Here is an 18,240-nt window from a genome sequence, read left to right as displayed (position 1 = left end):
TTTCAGTGTCAGTTAACAGTGAACTCTAAACTGTAAACTGTGACTGCGACTAAAAACTTTGTTTTAATCTGTGGCAAAAAAATAAAAAATAGAATAGCTTTGTACCAACAAGAAGCAGGAAAGGGAATAAATCTATATTCTTTTCTCTTGCTTCTTTCTTCTTAAAAAAAATGGAACAAGACAAAAAACTTCTCATAAAATTAGCACACACCAAAATGCCCTTCGGGAAATACGAAGGACGTTTTTTAATTGACTTACCTGAATATTATGTGGTCTGGTACCAAAATAAGGGCTTTCCTAAAGGAGAATTGGGGCAACAATTGCAATTGATTTATGAGTTAAAACTAAATGGCTTGGAAGAGTTGATTCGGAATATTAAAAAGCAATATCCGAAGCCAAATTAAAATAGTAAGAAAAATCTTTGCTGTTTGATTTTTTTTATTTAAGTTTGACATACAAAAATATTATAATTTTTAAAACAAATTGATACCACAGAATTCAAGCCTGAATTCATAAATGTGTACAAGTCAGTGTTTTTAAATTATAATATTTTTTTTGTGTCAAAATATACCTATTCAAAATATTGCTTATTGTTTAAGAATGTATCTCTATGATTCTCGTTATTTTTGCATACTTGTTCTTTTAATCGAATTGTATTTTGAAAGATTATTTATACGTCAGAATAAAGACATTCTTCAAAAAAATCTCCAATTAAAAGTTAAAATTATCGATTACGAAAGCAACTAATCATTCTGTTTAAAAATTTGCAAATTATCTCATTCTCTTATTGACAAATTATCTAATTAAATTTGTACTTTTGCCAAGTTTTTTACACAACTACAATACAAACAACAACAGAATGAATCAAACAAAATATATTTTTGTTACAGGCGGTGTGACTTCTTCATTAGGAAAAGGAATTATCGCGGCATCTTTAGCAAAATTGTTACAAGGAAGAGGATACCGTACAACTATTCAAAAATTTGACCCGTATATAAATGTAGACCCGGGAACACTAAATCCGTATGAACATGGAGAATGTTATGTAACAGATGATGGTGCTGAAACCGATTTAGATTTAGGTCATTATGAGCGTTTCTTAAACGTTCCTACTTCTCAGGCCAATAACGTTACTACAGGAAGAGTTTATCTTTCAGTTATTGAGAAAGAAAGAAGAGGGGAGTTTTTAGGAAAAACGGTTCAGGTTGTTCCTCATATTACAAACGAAATCAAAGACAGAATGCAATTGCTGGGTAAATCTGGCGATTATGATATTGTTATTACTGAAATTGGTGGAACTGTTGGTGATATTGAATCTTTACCTTATATCGAGTCTGTTCGTCAGTTAGTTTGGGAATTGGGTGAAAATAACGGAATTGTTATTCATTTAACATTGGTTCCTTATTTGGCTGCTGCGGGTGAGTTGAAAACTAAACCAACACAGCACTCTGTAAAAACGTTGATGGAAAGTGGTATCAAAGCTGATATTTTGGTTTGTAGAACAGAGCACGAACTTTCTGATGAGTTACGTAATAAACTAGCATTATTTTGTAATGTAAAAAGAGAAGCCGTAATTCAGTCTATTGATGCTTCAACAATATATGAAGTTCCAAATTTAATGCTTGAAGAAGGATTGGATGTTGTTGCTTTGAAGAAATTAGATTTGCCTAAAAAAGCAGCTCCGGATTTAAAAAACTGGAATACTTTTTTACGCAGATTGAAAAATCCAAAACATACTGTAAATATTGGTTTGATTGGAAAATACGTAGAAATGCAGGATTGTTACAAATCTATTTTAGAGGCGTTTATTCATGCAGGTGCAGCTAATGAAACTAAAGTAAATGTAATTTCTATACATTCTGAGCATATTAATATTGATAATGTTGAAGAAAAATTAAGGCCTCTTGACGGTGTTTTAGTGGCTCCTGGTTTTGGTGAAAGAGGAATTGAAGGAAAAATCGAAGCAGTTCGTTACGCAAGAGAAAATAATATTCCGTTTTTCGGAATTTGTTTAGGAATGCAAATGTCTGTTATCGAATATTCAAGAAATATTTTAGGTTACACTGAAGCGAATTCTACAGAGATGAATGATAAAACAAAATATCCTGTGGTGAATTTGATGGAAGAACAAAAAACAATTACAGACAAAGGTGGAACAATGCGTCTTGGGGCTTGGAAATGTGATATTAAACCAAACTCATTGGCACATAAAATCTACGGTCAAAAAACTATTTCAGAGCGTCACCGTCACCGTTATGAGTACAATAATAAATATAAAGATGAATTACAGAAAGCGGGTTTAATTGCTTCGGGAGTTAATCCTGATACTGGTTTAGTTGAAATTGTTGAGCTTGAAAATCATCCATTTTTCATTGGAGTACAATACCATCCTGAATACAAAAGTACGGTTGCAAATCCGCACCCAATTTTCGTAAACTTTGTGGCTGCTGCAGTTATTGCGCATAAAAAATAATAATTAATATTCTCAAAAGGATGTAACGTTTGAGTCGAACTCATTACTAATAGCCTTTAACGAATAACTTTTTTAAATTAATAATGGAAGAAAAAAAATTTGATCTTAATTCAATCATTGGTTTTGTATTGATATTTGGAATTTTGATTTGGATTATGTACCAAAATCAACCTTCAGATAAGGAAATTGCTGCTGAAAAAGCCAAGAAAGAATTAGTTGCTAAGCAAGAAGCTCAGGCTAAAGTTGATAAAACTAAAACAGCTATTTTACCTGTTGCTGCTGCAACACCTGGTGATACAGTTCAATTGGCAAAATTGCAACAAACTTTAGGTGGTTTTGCTTATTCGGCTACACTTCCTTCTGCAAAAGAAGGTTTTACAACTATTGAAAATGAAAAGATGATACTAAAAATCGCCAACAAAGGTGGTTATATCGTTGAAGCTAAGTTGAAAGAGTTCAAAAGATTTGAGAAAAACTCCGGGCAGTTAATAGAATTAATTAGAGATAATAATTCGAATTTAAATATTCAATTACAAACTACTGATAACAGAACTTTAAATTCTAAGGATTTATATTTTGAACCAACGTTGACTAAAAACGGAGCGGATCAAATCTTAACAATGCGTTTGAAAGCTGGTGCAAATGAATTTTTAGAATATAAATATATCTTAAAAGCAAACGACTACTTAGTTGGTTTTGATGTTCGTTCTCAAGGATTGAATAAAGTTTTAAATTCTTCTAAACCATTAGATTTACAATGGGATTTGAAAAGTTACAGAAACGAGAAAAGTGTTTCTATTGAAAAGAGATATGCTCTCCTAGAATATGAATATGGTGATGAAAAATATAACTATTTAAATACAGGTGTAGGAAAAGAAGATACTCCGGAAAAAGTAAGCTATATCGCTTTTAAACAGCACTTTTTTACTGCTATTTTAGCAACTGATAAGCCATTCGAAAAATCTAAATTGCAATCTGATGATTTAGTTAAAGACGAAGTTATTGATACAACATTTGTGAAGCAGTTTAGAGCAACAGTTCCTTTAGTTTTTTCTAATGGAGAAGTTGATTATAAGATGCACTGGTATTTTGGACCGGCTGATTATAAAACTTTAAAATCTTACGATAAAAACTTCGAAAAAATTATTCCATTAGGCTGGGGAATTTTTGGATGGATTAATAAATGGATTTTTATTCCATTATTTGGATTCTTAAGTTCTACAATTGGATTGTCATTAGGAATTGCAATTATCATCTTTACCATTATTATCAAATTGGCTATGTCGCCAATTACCTATAAGTCATTCTTGTCTCAGGCTAAAATGAAAGTTTTACGTCCTGAAATTACAGAGTTGGGAGAAAAGTTCAAAAAAGACCCAATGAAGAAACAACAGGAAACGATGAAGTTGTATAACAAAGCAGGAGTAAACCCAATGGCAGGATGTATTCCGGCATTGATTCAGCTTCCGTTTATGTATGCATCATTCCAGTTCTTCCCATCAGCTTTTGAGTTAAGACAAAAAAGTTTCCTTTGGGCAGACGATTTATCATCTTTTGATGCTATAGTACAATTGCCATTCAATATTCCATTATATGGAAGTCATATTAGTTTGTTTCCAATTTTGGCAGCAATTGCAATTTTCTTCTATATGAAAATGACATCTGGAGATCAACAGATGGCAGCGCCTCAGCAAGAAGGTATGCCGGATATGGCAAAAATGATGAAAATCATGATTTATGTTTCGCCATTAATGATGTTAATTTTCTTCAATAGTTATGGTGCTGGTTTGAGTTTATACAATTTTATTTCGAACTTAATTACAATCGGAATTATGTTTGTCATCAAAAATTATATTGTGGATACAGATAAAATTCACGCTCAAATTCAGGAGAATAAATTAAAAGAACCTAAAAAACAAAGTAAGTTTCAACAACGTCTTCAAGAGGTAATGGAACAACAAGAGGCTGCAAAAGGTCAAAACAAAAAGAAATAATACAATAAAAAAATCTCGATTTATCGGGATTTTTTTATTTTTATAGTATACTTTATCAAAAGCATTTTCGTTAAAGCTTAAAATTGAATTTAATATGATTTATAAAAAAATAATAATCGGATTACTTTTTTTAAATGCCTTTTTAATTTCGGCGCAAGAAGTCAATAAAGTGGATGCCAACGGAAAAAAAGACGGAGTTTGGAAAGGAACTTACGAACTTTCAAAACGTCCGCGTTATGAAGGGACTTTTAATCACGGAAAAGAAACCGGACTTTTTAAGTTTTTTGATGATACCAAAAAAGGTGATGTTGTGGCAACACGTGATTTCACGGCTAATGATGGCAGTTCTTATACTATTTTTTATGATCAGAATAAGAATAAGGTAAGCGAAGGAAAAGAAGTGGGTAAAGCGCGTGAAGGCGAATGGAAATATTATCACAAATCCTCGAAAGTGGTTATGACGCTTGAAAATTATAAAAACGGAAAGCTGGAAGGTGTAAGATCAGTTTTTTATCCTGATTCTAAAATTGCGGAAGAAATGACGTATAAGAATGGTTTAAAAGATGGAACTTATAAGAAATACGGTCAAAACGCATTGCTTTTAGAACAAAGCACTTATAAAAATAATGAATATAACGGAGAAGCTATTTTCTACGATTCTGACGGTGTCATGGCTTCTAAAGGAAAATTTTTAAACGGAAAGAAAGTCGGGATGTGGCAATTTTACCTGAAAGGGAAATTAACTAAAGAGGTAAATATGAGTGATCCGAAAAGCAATTATAAAGCCGACTCAAAACCTAAAATGGAATAGATTTATAGTAGTCCGCTAAAAGCGGACTTTTTTTTGTCACAACACGAGCACTAGCGAATTGGCGAAGCAATTACACGAATTACACGAATTTTTCTGCATGTTTTAACCAGAGAATAATTAGTGAAAATTCGTGTAATTCGTGGCAACTTTTTTTAAATTCAGTTCGAATTATCAAAAAAGAAAAATTCGTGACAAACTTTTTTCTAAATTTGATTTGCTAATACTTTGAGTAAATGGATTTAAACGAACTTACGGGAAGATTTCTATTATTGTTTTTCTCAATTTTGATTTTGTATTTTTTCTCAAACAGAAAAGATAATGAAACTATAAATCCACTGATGGTTATTGTTGGTCTTTGTACTTTTTCGTTGTGTTATTTATTCACAAAAATCGAAATTGGAGTAGGGATTGGGTTTGGATTGTTTGCTATTTTTTCCATTTTAAGATTCAGGACACAGTCTTTTACTGTAAATGCAATTATTTTCCTCTTTGCAACCATTACACTTTCTATTTTGGATATCATGTATCCCTATGAAAAAATTGAAGTGTTGCTATTTTTCCAATTCATAATTATCGGATTTTACATTTTTGCTTCGATTTTAGTCAATAAAAAAGCTTCAAAATATTTAAATATTGTTGATGTCAAAATTCCTTTGGAAGGTGATTTTTCGCTTGACAATAAAAGGATTCGGCAATCAATTCAACAAAAAATTAATGTTGACGATTTTGAGTTTAAAATCATTCTGATCAATACGGTTTCTAATGAAATAGATTTACAGGTTTTCTATTGATTACTCATTAAAAGGCCTAACCTGTTTGATGTATAAATCACGATTTTCTCCCACAATTTTAAATTCAATATCAACAGGATTTAGCCTGTTTTTTCTCCAATAGCGATTCATTTGAGTTTCGATTTTTTGACTGACAGAATTCAGTCTGATCATTTCTTTTCTACTTAACAAAGGTTCATTATTGTTTAAATTGGAATTTGAAGTATAATCGACATTAAACTCTTCGTCTTTACTTTGGGAGGGTAAGTAATAAGCTGTGAATTGTTCGCATATTTCTCCTTTTTCAGGTTTAACAACTGAATTTTCTCCTTTTTGTATATTAACTGTAATGCCGGGAAAATTTTTCCTAAAGATATTTTGGGTAATGATTACACCATTGGCTATTTCATCTGGAAAAGAACGATGTACCAAAACTCCCATGGCAATACTTTGTTGATCGATCCCAAAAAGTTCTCTTTCGATATAAGATCCTTCATTCCATACACTCGCCCAAACTTGTTTAATTGCCTTTTCGAAGGTTTTTATACTATCACTTAAAATCCCGGTTTTAGAATCGTAAAGACCAGCACCATTAAAATCATCTAAATCTTCAGCGTTTGTAGAAGATCTGAATCTAAAATTTTTAAAAGCAGCATTTTTGAAGGTTTGATTGAGCTTTGTGATTAATTCAGGATTGATAGGCTCTTTTTTAATGGCGTCGCGAATTTTTTTTAATTGATGACTAATCCATACCGTTGAATCTTTATGTTGATTAACCAAAAGTTCATTTATTAAAAGCGAAATTGACTTTTTCTGAATGTGTTGCGTATAGTAATAAAATGGAATGGCATGTGCATCCTCAGGCGTTTTAAAAGAAATTTCTTTTGCAATAGCAATTAGGTAAGCCATATTCTGTGCTTTTGAACCGATAAAATTGACACCTTTTTTGGGAATCGTATTCAAATCAACCAAATCTGTAATGCTGTTGTCAACAACTAATTGTTTCTTTTTTGAAACAGTTTTTTGTGTTATTTTTTTATTGGTTTCTTTTATATAAAAAGTATCAATTTCTATTTTTAATTCTACTTTTTTTGAAATCAATCTTGTGATATTATTGTCTTTGAAAACAGTAGTATAGGCCATAATCGGAATTTTTCTGTTTTTGCCTAAAAGTACCAAATGACTCAATGGTGTTTGAAGTTCATTCACAATAATTCCTCTCACGTCCGGCAAAATATCTGGTGTTCCATCCAAAATTATAATTTCACCAGGGCTTGGTTGAACCTTTTCCAAATCCTCTATTTTGTATTGTTTGAGAATGCCAACAGTACTTCCGGAAACGACTTCCTGATAGATGATATCATTAAAAATGTAATCTGATTTTACACACGGAATTTTGAATTTATTTTGTTGAAACCATTCCATTTTTTCTGGATTATTCAAATAGAATTTTAGACTTGCTCCAATGAAACTGGATTTTAAAATTAAATTATAAAAGTTTTCAATTAACGGAATTGGCATACGATCTGAAGCTGCTAGTTCGAAAATCCATTTTTCAGTTCCTTTGATATGATTCAGGTTTCCTAATAAGTAAGTTCTGTTTTTTTCTGTATCGCTATAATTTTCTTTGTTAAATATATCTACTTCCTTAGCATAACTTAAATAGTTGGTTGCAAAGTCATAATGATGAGAAATTAAAGTACTATTGAAATAATACATTTTTTTAGATTTCAGATCATAAACAATTTTAACAGATTCGATATTTGAAAACTTATCGGATAATGGCTTGCCTTTAAAAGCTTTATATGCTTCATAATTGGGCAAAGAAGCACTGTAGCTTTGTGCGCTTAAAGTGGTTATAGTGAAGAGAAAAATAAAAGTGTAAACAAATTTTCGCATGACATTTTATTGATGAATAAAAGTAATTAAAAAAAACGATAGGTTTTGTCTACTGCGGGATTATATAAACTAATCGAAACTACTGCAAAAATCAAAAATAGGACTTATCTTTGCACCCTTGTAAAAATATAAACGATTTAGAATGAAACGTGTAGTAGTTGGACTTTCTGGTGGAGTAGATTCGAGTGTTGCAGCTTATTTATTGCAACAACAAGGATACGAAGTTATTGGCCTTTTTATGAAGAACTGGCATGATGACTCGGTTACTATTTCTAACGAATGCCCATGGTTAGAGGATAGTAATGATGCTTTATTAGTAGCTGAAAAACTCGGAATACCGTTTCAAACTGTCGATTTAAGCGAAGAATACAAAGAAAAAATCGTTGATTATATGTTCAACGAATACGAAAAAGGGAGAACTCCAAATCCTGATGTACTTTGTAATCGCGAAATCAAATTTGATGTTTTCATGAAAATTGCCTTAAGTCTTGGTGCTGATTATGTAGCAACGGGACATTATTGTCAAAAAAGTGAAATTGAAGTTGATGGAAAATCGGTTTACCAATTAATAGCCGGCGCTGATAACAATAAAGACCAATCGTATTTTTTATGTCAATTGTCGCAAGAACAATTAGCAAAATCATTATTTCCAATTGGTGCCTTAACAAAACCGGAAGTTCGCGAAATCGCTGCCGAAATGGATTTGGTAACGGCTGAAAAGAAAGATTCTCAGGGATTATGTTTTATTGGGAAAGTGCGTTTACCGGAGTTTTTGCAACAAAAATTGCAACCAAAAGAAGGTAAAATTGTTCAGATTGATAAAAATGATCCGATTTACAATGTCGAAAAACCAACAGGTTTATCATTAGAAGAAGATTTGAAATTAGAAGCTCAAAAGCTAAATTATCTTCCAACAATGGGAAAAGTAGTTGGAAAACACCAAGGAGCTCATTATTTTACAATTGGGCAAAGAAAAGGTTTGAACGTTGGAGGAACAACTGATCCTTTATTTATTATTGCGACCAATGTTGAAACTAATACCATTTACACTGGTTTGACAAGTAATCACCCGGGTCTGTTCAAAAAAGCTTTATTTATTGAAAAATCTGAAGTGCATTGGATCCGTACCGATTTGACACTAAAAGTTGGTGAGACTATGGAAGTAATGGCAAGAATTCGTTACCGTCAGCCTCTCCAAAAAGCTACTTTACATCAATTTGAAGATGGAATGTACGTTCGTTTTGATGAACCACAATCTGCTATTACTGAAGGTCAGTTTGTTGCCTGGTATTTCGATAATGAATTAGTTGGTTCGGGAGTAATTTCTTAGCTTTATACTTTTTTACGGAGGTTTTCCTTTTAAAAAAGTAAACTATGAAATACTGTTTCACGTTTCTTTTATTATTTGTTTTTTCTGCGATGTTTTCGCAAGAAGATGCCTGGGTTTATTTTAAAGATAAACCGAGCTCACAACTACTTTTAGATAAACCTTTAGATATGCTTACGCAGCGTTCTTTAGACCGAAGAACGAATCAAAATATTCTTTTAAATACCACTGATGTTCCTGTAGAAAAAAGCTATGTTAGTCAAATAAAAGCGAGTTCAGGAATTACCATCTTGGCAAAGTCAAAATGGCTTAATGCGCTTCATATCCGTGGAACTCAAACTACTATTTTGGCACTTAAATCATTTTCATTTGTTGACAAAGTTGTTTTTGCGAATAGAACTTTAATTGCTACTTCTAAAAAAGTTTCGGACAATAAGGAGACTCAAACAAACGACAAGCTTAAAACGAATATTGACTATGCTTACGGAAGTTCGTTAAGTCAAATTCAAATGCTTAACGGGCAGGCTTTACATAAGCAGAATTATACTGGCGCCGGAAAAATAATTGCTGTTTTAGATGCTGGCTTCCCAGGCGTAAACACAGCGCAGCCTTTTCAAAATTTACAGACTAAAAATCAGATTTTGGGAGGTTATGATTTTGTTAACCGAAATACTAATTTTTATACGGGAGATGATCACGGAACTTTAGTGCTGTCGACTATGGGAGGTTATAAAGAGAATGCCTTAATAGGGACAGCTCCAGATGCTGCCTATTATTTGTTTATAACTGAAAATGATGCTTCTGAAAATCCGGTTGAAGAGTCATTATGGGTTGAAGCTGCAGAAAAAGCCGATAGTTTGGGCGTTGATATTATTACAACTTCTTTAGGTTATTTTACTGGATTTACGAACCCAAACTATAACCATACTTATAGTGATATGAACGGAAGTACCAATTTTATTTCTCGAGGTGCAGAAATCGCTTTTAGTAAAGGAATAATTGTGGTGGCTTCGGCAGGAAATGAAGGCAGAGATGCTGAACCTCATATTGGAGGGCCGGCCGATGCTGTTTCCGTTATTACAGTTGGTTCTGTTGACTCTTCAAAACTAAAATCTAATTTCAGTTCAATTGGCCCGAGTTTCGATGGTCGGATAAAACCGGATGTAATGGCGCAGGGAACTGCTACAGTAGTCTCCGATGCTTCAGGTACTATTGGAACTTCAAATGGAACTTCATTTTCATGTCCGGTAATGGCTGGAATGATTGCCTGTTTATGGCAGGCTTTTCCAACAAAAACAAATAAAGAAATTCGACAAATGCTTTTGGAAATTTCGGATCGATATGCAAATCCAAATAATGATTATGGATATGGAATTCCGAATTTTGGATCTACTTTAGGAGTTGAAAATTTTCAGGTTTCTTCTGATTTTTCAATATTCCCGAATCCAGCTAAAACTTTTGTTTCTTTTTCTTTTTCAAATGAAAATTATAATGCATCAGTTTCAATTTACTCCGTTTTGGGACAAAAATTAATCGAAAAACAAATTACAAATCAAAATCCAATTCTTTCTGTAGAAGCCTTAAATAGTGGACTCTATTTTTATACTTTTGATACCGAAGGTCTGCATAAAACAGGAAAGATAATCAAACAATAACAGCTTTTTTGCATGAATAAAATCACCAAGCTTTTCAATATAAAATATCCAATAATTCAAGGCGGAATGATCTGGAATAGTGGTTATAAACTGGCTTCTGCAGTTAGTAATTCAGGTGGTTTAGGTCTTATAGGTGCCGGTTCCATGTATCCGGAAGTTTTACGCGAGCACATTCAGAAATGTAAAAAAGCGACGGATAAACCATTTGGTGTCAACATTCCGATGTTATATCCAAATCTTGAAGAAATCATAAATATTGTGGTAGAAGAGGGCGTGAAAATCATTTTTACTTCAGCCGGGAATCCTAAAATATGGACTTCTTTTCTTAAGGAAAAAGGAATAACAGTTGTTCATGTGGTAAGCAGCAGTATTTTTGCTTTAAAAGCGCAAGAGGCAGGAGTAGACGCTATTGTTGCAGAAGGTTTTGAGGCTGGTGGACACAACGGGCGTGACGAAACTACTACGCTTACTTTGATTCCGATGGTGAAAGAAAAAATTCAGATTCCGATTATCGCCGCTGGCGGAATTGCAACCGGAAGAGGAATGCTGGCTGCAATGATTTTGGGTGCTGATGGTGTGCAGGTTGGAAGTCGGTTTGCCGCATCAGTGGAATCGTCTGCACACAATAATTTCAAGGAAACGATAGTTAAAGTAAAAGAGGGCGATACGCAATTGACCTTAAAAGAGTTAGCTCCGGTTCGATTGGTAAAGAATAAATTCTATCAGGATGTTCAGGAATTGTATGAAAAATGCCCTTCAAAGGAAGAATTAATCCAGATGTTAGGCCGAGCCAGAGCCAAAAAAGGAATGTTTGAAGGTGACCTTGATGAAGGAGAACTTGAAATTGGACAAATTGCCGGACTCATTCACGAAATTTTGCCGGTTGAACAAATTATTCAACAAATGATGACTGAATTTGAAGCGGCAGCCAAAGAAAAGGCTAAATTTGAGTTTTAATTATCCCCAAGAAATACAATATGAATTCTATACGAACCTACATAATATTACTTTTTTTGGCATTTGGTCTGCAACAGGTTCAAAGTCAGTCTTATCAATTTAAAACTTCAGGATTTAGTGTTTTAGAAAAAAACGAAAGAGGAAAATGGGGCGAATGGTCCAATCTTGATTTAGTGAATTTATCCGTAATTCTGGATACTAATAAACATCGAATCGTAGTTTATTCTCAGGAAATTCAACTTTTTAGTATTTTAGATTATATTGAGCGTGAAGAAAACGATACTGATATTGTTTATTCCTTCATGTGTAAAGACAATGATGGACGGGAATGCAAGTTATCTATTATTACACGTAAAAAGCAAGAATACCGCAAACAGCTTTATATAAATTACGACGATCATATTATTGTTTATAATATGTCTAGTGTGTAGTGAAAAAGCTTTTTGATCTTTTGAAAATAAATATGAAAATAAAAAACTACACTACACTTTTATTATTTTTTATTGTATTATCTGTTTCATCTCAACAATGGAAACAAAATTTTAAAATTGTTGAGCCTGTAAGGATTAGAGATAATAGCTTTGGATTTTCTGTAGTTACTTTTGATGGTTATGCTGCGTATTCAGCAGATCAAGTTAATATTGCAGGTGTAGAAAATGCAGGTAAAATATATATAGCGAAACAAGATTGCGATGGCTGGTCAATTTATCAAGAACTTATTCTTTCAGATGCTATAAATTATTGTGGTTTTGGAACTTTGGTAGTAATGGAAGGAAAAACGCTTGCTGTTGTAGGTTGTGATCCTGCAATAGGGCTTGGAGGAAAAGCAATATATATGTACGAAAGGGATTCGGATGATTTATATAAATTAAAGCAAAAAATAAGCAGATCTGAAAATTTAATTTATGACAATTATGGGACTACTCTGGCAATATCTGGAGATTTTATGGTTGTTGGTGCTTTTTATAATAGTACCGATGGTAATTTTGTTAATTATTTAGAGAATGCTGGTGCTGCGTATATTTATCATAGAAATAGCAATGGAGTTTGGGATTTTGTTCAAAAAATTACTGCAAGTGATAGAGATAGAAGAGATAATTTTGGAAATTCAATTTCTATTTTTGAAAACACTATTGTAGTAGGTGCCGTTGAAGAAGGAATTAATTGGGCGGGAGCGGCGTATGTTTTTGAAAAAAACAACAACTCAAATACTTGGAGGGAAGTTCAAAAATTAACGGCTTACGATTTTAGAGGATTACAGGATAGATTTGGTTCGACGGTTAAAATTTCTAAAGATGACATCGTGATTGCTGCTCCGGGAGAAGATGATTATGATTCATCTCAAAGTGGAGATGGAGGAGGACCATTGACGTTCGCAGGCTCAATTTATATTTTTAGAAAAAACACAAATAATCAATGGTCTGATTTTCAGAAGATAAGAGCTTCTGATGTTTCTGCTGCGATTGGTTTAGGTGGTAAGATAGAAATCTCTAATGATAAAATGGCAGTTGGAGGAGGTGAAAACGTATATGATAATACGGGAGCTTTGTCAAAAGTGTTTGGTCGCGTTTACATGTTTCAAAAAGACAATAATAATAGGTGGAATGAGTACCAGATTGTTCATCCAAATATAAAAAACAATAGTGATATGTTTGGAAGTTCGATTTCTATGTATAAAGATGATTTGCTTGTTGGGGCAGTTTGGGCAGCATTAGATGCAAATGAACAAAATTATATTGGTTATGCTGGAGCTGTATATATATTTAATCCTTATGATTATGTAAATACGCAAAAACCAATATTAAATACTATTCCAGTTTTAACATCTTGTGATGATTTAGGAAATGGTTTTTCTTCAGGTTTTGATATGTCAGGTATTGAGAGTGATTTAGTGCAAAATCCCAGTAATTTTGTCTTCTCGTATAAGGATCAGTTAGGTAATCTTCTTCCATCGCCTTTACCAGCTAATTATGCTAACAAATATCCTTTTAATGAAATAATTAGTGTTAGGGTTGGAAATAAAAATAACCCGAGTTGTTACGAAGAAACTAACATTGAATTAAGTACTAAACCCGGATTTAGTTTAAATACAATTCCGGATTTTAATGAATGTGATTCTGATGGTACGGGGTATACTACATTTAATTTATCTAAAATTAATACCCTTTTAGTCCTGGATCCATTACTTTATAATTTTTCATATTTTGATAAGAATGGAAATGATATTAGCGATAAAATAAATGAAATATATAGGAACTCAACTAGAAATCATGAAGAAATAAAGGTTAGCGTTACAAATGTTAATACGTTATGTACGGTTAATTCTATGATACATTTGAATGTTTCTAATAATAGTTTAGATTGTGAATTAAACGAAGATGAAGATTATGTTATCCCAAAGTTTTTCACTCCAAATGGAGATGGGTACAATGATACCTGGGAAATTACGGGATTAGAATACCAAAACTATAGTATTCATATTTTTGATAGATACGGTAAGCTTTTGAAAACTTTAGGAAAAAATGGCATTTGGGATGGAAATTATAATCAAATACCTTTACCTTCTTCAGATTACTGGTTTCAATTGATGTTAGAAAATGGGATCATAAAGAAAGGGCATTTCTCATTAAAGAGATAAAAAACAAACATGTTTCTAAAAACTTGTCGGGTTTGTTATGGGAAAATCTTAGAGACTTAGATACTCCGAATCTCATAACCTTTCTTACTCAATATCCTTAATAAACTCATCATACTCCAAATAAAACATTTCAAGAGCGTGCATTTTCTCATTAAAAAAATCAAAAATAGCATCCCAATTATTACGATTACTAAAACCAACTCCTTCTTTTTCAACCCAAATTCGGCTAATGGTTTTACCACTTTCTAAAGTATAGTTTTTCTCGTAAACCAAATCAGAAACAAATTCTTCTTCCAGAATATTTTTTAAAGCTTCTATTTTTTCGAAGTAAGCATTTCGTTTTTCATCACTTCTGTGTTCGATATCAATTAAAACCTGTGCTTTTTTATTATCAACAAAAAATTTAAAAGAAAAGTCTTTTATTTTAGTGTCATAAAGAACCCATTTGCGTGGATATTTTTCGGCGAAAGCCACCCAAAATTCTCTTTTTATCTTTTGTGATTCTTCTCTGCTGTACATTTTTATGGGGTTTGGCTCTGGAAAACTTGTGAAACCGCGTTTTCTGGACTATATTTATATTTTATTTGAAAGTACAAAAATAAACTTTGAATATGGATTTTCAAGATTTTTTGCAATATGTTCCTAATTTAATTCCAGTTGAATTACCGGCAAATTTAGCCCATCTAAAAATGGCTCCAAAAGGTCGCCTTGAAGAACTTAGAAATGTTGATTTAAAAACAAAAAATCCAAGAATTGCTGCCGTAATGATGTTGCTTTATCCTAAAAATGATGAAACACATTTGGTTTTAATTGTCAGAAACGCTTATAATGGTGTTCATTCCTCGCAAATTGCTTTTCCAGGAGGAAAATATGAAATTTCAGATGTCAATTTTGAAGAAACAGCTTTGCGCGAAACAGAAGAAGAAGTTGGTGTTTCATTGGAAAAAATTGAAATAATTAAGAAGTTTACACCAGTGTATATTCCGCCAAGTAATTTTTTAGTGCATCCTTTTTTAGGAATTGCAAAAGAAGAACTTTCATTTTATCCTGATCTCAGAGAAGTTGCTGATATAATTGAATTACCTTTATCTGTTTTTTTAGACGATGAAATAATTATGGAAACCACATTGTCAACTTCTTATGCGGTCGATATCCTGGTTCCTGCATTTAATATTCAAAATCATATTGTCTGGGGAGCGACGGCTATGATTTTGAGCGAACTGAGAGAAGTCTTAAAAATAACTTTTGCAGAAAATCTCTAAAGACAATAAAATAACAATTTGATATTCATTATATTACTTACTTCTGGTGAAAATTGCTTAAAACTATCGCTAAAAGAATAATTTTTGTATGTTTGCGACTTAACAAAAAAATACAAGACGTAGCTATGGGATTGTTTAAACGAAATCCTTTTGGACATATATTATTCATCAAGAAATGGTTAATCCGTGTTTTGGGTGCCATGACGCATAGAAGATATAGGGGTTTTAATGAATTACAGATCGAAGGATCTGAAATCATCAAATCTTTGCCAGATACAAACGTATTGTTTATATCAAATCACCAAACGTATTTTGCTGATGTTGTGGCTATGTTTCACGTCTTTAACGCAAGTTTGAGCGGGCGTCAGGATACGATTAAAAATATCGGTTATTTATGGCAACCGAAGATGAACTTGTATTATGTTGCTGCCAAAGAAACAATGAAAGCCGGTTTATTACCACGAATTATGGCTTATGCGGGTGCTATTACAGTTGAAAGAACCTGGCGCGCTAAAGGTGTTGACGTGACTGAAAAAAGAGACGTAAATCCAAATGATACTGAGAATATCAGAATTGCCCTTGCAGATGGTTGGGTAATTACGTTTCCGCAAGGAACTACCAAATCATTCAAACCAGTTCGTAAAGGAACTGCACATATTATTAAGCAGCACAAACCTATTGTTATTCCGATTGTTATTGACGGTTTCCGTCGCTCATTTGATAAAAAGGGATTGCGAACCAAGAAAAAAGGAATTCTGCAATCGTTCATTATCAAAGAACCTCTTGATATTGATTATGAAAACGATACAATTGAAGAAATTGTAGAAAAAGTAGAATACGCAATTGAACAACATCCATCATTTTTAAAAGTTATTCCAGCCGAAGTAATTAAGGCGGAGGAAGAGCTTAACGAAATGAGAAGATGGAGTTATAAGGCCCCGGAAAATGAAAATTAGATTTGTAAATATTGGTTTAGGTTTGATAAGAAAACTTAGAAGTTTTTCTTAAAAACGTAAAACTTTTGTCGGTTTGTCGCTTTGAACCTTTGTTCCTTTCTCATAAATCAATTTTCTTCAGTTCTTTATAATTAGCATATAATCTTCGCAATAGCGTTCCGTAAAGTAAACGGTAAAAACACCAGAAGAGCCCAAAAAAGGCACAGGCAACTAAAAATGCTATTCCGAAAGTTATAACCATAGCTTTACCATTTGCCGCCAATTTTTCTCTTATAAAGACCATGTCCGGATTATATACAAAAGCAACAAAGAAGCTCAATATTGCTATTATAACAATCATTCCTAAATTATACCAAACATAATATTGTACTGTTTTTCGAGTTCGTAAAATGGCACTCATCAAGGATTTGGTGGCCACAGTCGTTGAGATTGTAGTGTAGTTTTTATAGAAAATAAATACGAAAACCAATCCTACTAAATAATTTAGATAAGTCAGGTATTCAAGTGCATTGACAATTTCCGGATGATTTATTTTTTGCATAACATCATCGGTATTGAGAAATAAGTTTGAAAAAGTCCAAAACGAAATTTCCAAAATACTGATTATCAAAATCCACTTCACGATTGAAGATGATTTTTTGTGAATCATTCTGTAGATTTCTTTTTCAGAAATTTGCTCAAAAGAATCCGAGTTCTTTTTCCAGTCTTTTTTTAATAAATCCAGTTCTTTCATAATAATTTTTAAGGATTTAGTATTTTTTTAAGTTTCCCTTTAATTCTGTTCATTTTCACACGTGCATTCACTTCGCTGATTCCTAAGGTCTCGGCTATTTCTTGATAATCTTTGTCTTCTAAATACATAAAAACTAATGCTTTTTCGATGTCATTAAGCTGATAAACTGCTTTATACATCAATTTAATCTGTTCTTCCTCTTCATAATTGTAGTCAACATCTTTTACAAAATGCTGATGACTTTCATATTCTACTGTCGATATAGTTCTTTTGGTTTTTCGATATAAGGTAATGGCGGTATTCAACGCCACACGATACGTCCAGGTCGAAAATTTACTGTCGCCTCGAAATTTTGGATAAGCTTTCCAGAGCTGAATGGTGATTTCCTGAAACAAATCTTTGTGAGCATCTTCGCCGGCAGTATATAATCTACAAATTTTGTGGATTATATTCTGATTTGCCTTCAATTGTGCAACAAATGATTGTTCTAGGTTTTCGGTCATATTGTATTAGTAGTATTCAAAGTATTTTTGTTACATTGGAATTACTATTCCATTAAAAAAAGTTTAGAAATCGGTTGACTAAAAAATTTCTATTTGCTCTGTAGAGTGTTTTTTCTAAGTTATAATAATCAGACGATATTGATTAATAGTCTTTTCCGAAAAGATGTAAGTAAAACTACCATTTTCTGATAAAAAATGCAAAATGATGGATTGTTATTTTCGAGCTGTCACTTTGTGTCTGCATTTTGATGGAGGTATAAAT

16 protein-coding genes are annotated in these 18,240 nt (G+C 32.5%); 12 read left to right on the top strand and 4 right to left on the bottom strand.

From position 1 onward, the window contains the following. Positions 1 to 170 precede the first annotated feature (170 nt). The 5 genes from IHE43_RS18815 to IHE43_RS18795 all read left to right on the top strand — a co-directional run bounded on the left by IHE43_RS18815 (position 171) and on the right by IHE43_RS18795 (position 6,069). The gene (locus tag IHE43_RS18815; RefSeq protein WP_192185327.1) at positions 171 to 404 is read left to right on the top strand and encodes a DUF3820 family protein; all 234 of its coding nucleotides are present in this window, start codon (positions 171 to 173) and stop codon (positions 402 to 404) included. A 455-nt stretch (positions 405 to 859) separates the two neighbouring features. After that, the gene (locus IHE43_RS18810) at positions 860 to 2,473 is read left to right on the top strand and encodes a CTP synthase (RefSeq protein WP_192185326.1); all 1,614 of its coding nucleotides are present in this window, start codon (positions 860 to 862) and stop codon (positions 2,471 to 2,473) included. Positions 2,474 to 2,556: 83 nt separating this feature from the next. Then, entirely contained in the window at positions 2,557 to 4,467 is a 1,911-nt protein-coding gene (yidC, locus tag IHE43_RS18805; RefSeq protein WP_192185325.1) for a membrane protein insertase YidC, read from the top strand. 94 nt (positions 4,468 to 4,561) lie between these two features. Further along, positions 4,562 to 5,278 carry a toxin-antitoxin system YwqK family antitoxin gene (locus tag IHE43_RS18800; protein WP_192185324.1) on the top strand — a complete coding sequence of 239 codons (717 nt, stop codon included), beginning with the start codon at positions 4,562 to 4,564 and terminating at the stop codon, positions 5,276 to 5,278. Between the two features lie 233 nt (positions 5,279 to 5,511). Beyond that, a complete protein-coding gene (locus IHE43_RS18795; protein ID WP_192185323.1) occupies positions 5,512 to 6,069 on the top strand; it encodes a DUF4956 domain-containing protein in 558 nt (185 codons plus the stop codon). On the opposite strand, the gene IHE43_RS18790 is transcribed toward IHE43_RS18795, so the two are convergent. Beyond that, positions 6,070 to 7,947 (bottom strand): PEP/pyruvate-binding domain-containing protein, encoded by a 1,878-nt coding sequence (locus tag IHE43_RS18790; RefSeq protein ID WP_192185322.1) that lies wholly within the window; start codon positions 7,945 to 7,947, stop codon positions 6,070 to 6,072. Positions 7,948 to 8,089: 142 nt separating this feature from the next. Here IHE43_RS18790 and mnmA point away from each other — a divergent pair, with 142 nt between their 5' ends. Genes mnmA through IHE43_RS18765 form a run of 5 tightly spaced genes read left to right on the top strand, consistent with a single transcriptional unit; the run spans position 8,090 to position 14,524 of the window. After that, on the top strand, positions 8,090 to 9,277 hold the full coding sequence (gene mnmA, locus IHE43_RS18785) for a tRNA 2-thiouridine(34) synthase MnmA (protein WP_192185321.1): 1,188 nt from the start codon (positions 8,090 to 8,092) through the stop codon (positions 9,275 to 9,277). Positions 9,278 to 9,321: 44 nt separating this feature from the next. Further along, entirely contained in the window at positions 9,322 to 10,929 is a 1,608-nt protein-coding gene (locus IHE43_RS18780; RefSeq protein WP_192185320.1) for a S8 family serine peptidase, read from the top strand. A 12-nt stretch (positions 10,930 to 10,941) separates the two neighbouring features. Further along, a complete protein-coding gene (locus IHE43_RS18775; RefSeq protein WP_192185319.1) occupies positions 10,942 to 11,886 on the top strand; it encodes a nitronate monooxygenase family protein in 945 nt (314 codons plus the stop codon). Positions 11,887 to 11,906: 20 nt separating this feature from the next. Then, the gene (locus tag IHE43_RS18770; protein WP_192185318.1) at positions 11,907 to 12,317 is read left to right on the top strand and encodes a hypothetical protein; all 411 of its coding nucleotides are present in this window, start codon (positions 11,907 to 11,909) and stop codon (positions 12,315 to 12,317) included. Between the two features lie 32 nt (positions 12,318 to 12,349). Then, on the top strand, positions 12,350 to 14,524 hold the full coding sequence (locus tag IHE43_RS18765; RefSeq protein ID WP_192185317.1) for a T9SS type B sorting domain-containing protein: 2,175 nt from the start codon (positions 12,350 to 12,352) through the stop codon (positions 14,522 to 14,524). A gap of 84 nt (positions 14,525 to 14,608) precedes the next feature. Here IHE43_RS18765 and IHE43_RS18760 read toward each other — a convergent pair whose 3' ends face one another. Beyond that, on the bottom strand, positions 14,609 to 15,043 hold the full coding sequence (locus IHE43_RS18760; RefSeq protein ID WP_192185316.1) for a DUF4268 domain-containing protein: 435 nt from the start codon (positions 15,041 to 15,043) through the stop codon (positions 14,609 to 14,611). A gap of 92 nt (positions 15,044 to 15,135) precedes the next feature. Between IHE43_RS18760 and IHE43_RS18755 the strand changes: the two genes are divergently transcribed. Both IHE43_RS18755 and IHE43_RS18750 read left to right on the top strand, forming a co-directional pair. Continuing rightward, positions 15,136 to 15,786 (top strand): CoA pyrophosphatase, encoded by a 651-nt coding sequence (locus IHE43_RS18755; RefSeq protein WP_192185315.1) that lies wholly within the window; start codon positions 15,136 to 15,138, stop codon positions 15,784 to 15,786. Positions 15,787 to 15,911: 125 nt separating this feature from the next. Then, positions 15,912 to 16,742 carry a 1-acyl-sn-glycerol-3-phosphate acyltransferase gene (locus IHE43_RS18750; protein ID WP_192185314.1) on the top strand — a complete coding sequence of 277 codons (831 nt, stop codon included), beginning with the start codon at positions 15,912 to 15,914 and terminating at the stop codon, positions 16,740 to 16,742. Positions 16,743 to 16,842: 100 nt separating this feature from the next. On the opposite strand, the gene IHE43_RS18745 is transcribed toward IHE43_RS18750, so the two are convergent. Then, on the bottom strand, positions 16,843 to 17,475 hold the full coding sequence (locus IHE43_RS18745; RefSeq protein ID WP_192185313.1) for a hypothetical protein: 633 nt from the start codon (positions 17,473 to 17,475) through the stop codon (positions 16,843 to 16,845). Between the two features lie 8 nt (positions 17,476 to 17,483). Further along, positions 17,484 to 17,978 (bottom strand): RNA polymerase sigma factor, encoded by a 495-nt coding sequence (locus tag IHE43_RS18740; protein WP_192185312.1) that lies wholly within the window; start codon positions 17,976 to 17,978, stop codon positions 17,484 to 17,486. Positions 17,979 to 18,240: the final 262 nt, after the last annotated feature.

This window comes from Flavobacterium sp. MDT1-60 (genome assembly GCF_014844035.1).
Taxonomy (GTDB): domain Bacteria; phylum Bacteroidota; class Bacteroidia; order Flavobacteriales; family Flavobacteriaceae; genus Flavobacterium.
The sequence above is the reverse complement of the archived record's forward strand: the minus strand, read 5'-3'. Positions and strand labels throughout refer to the sequence as shown.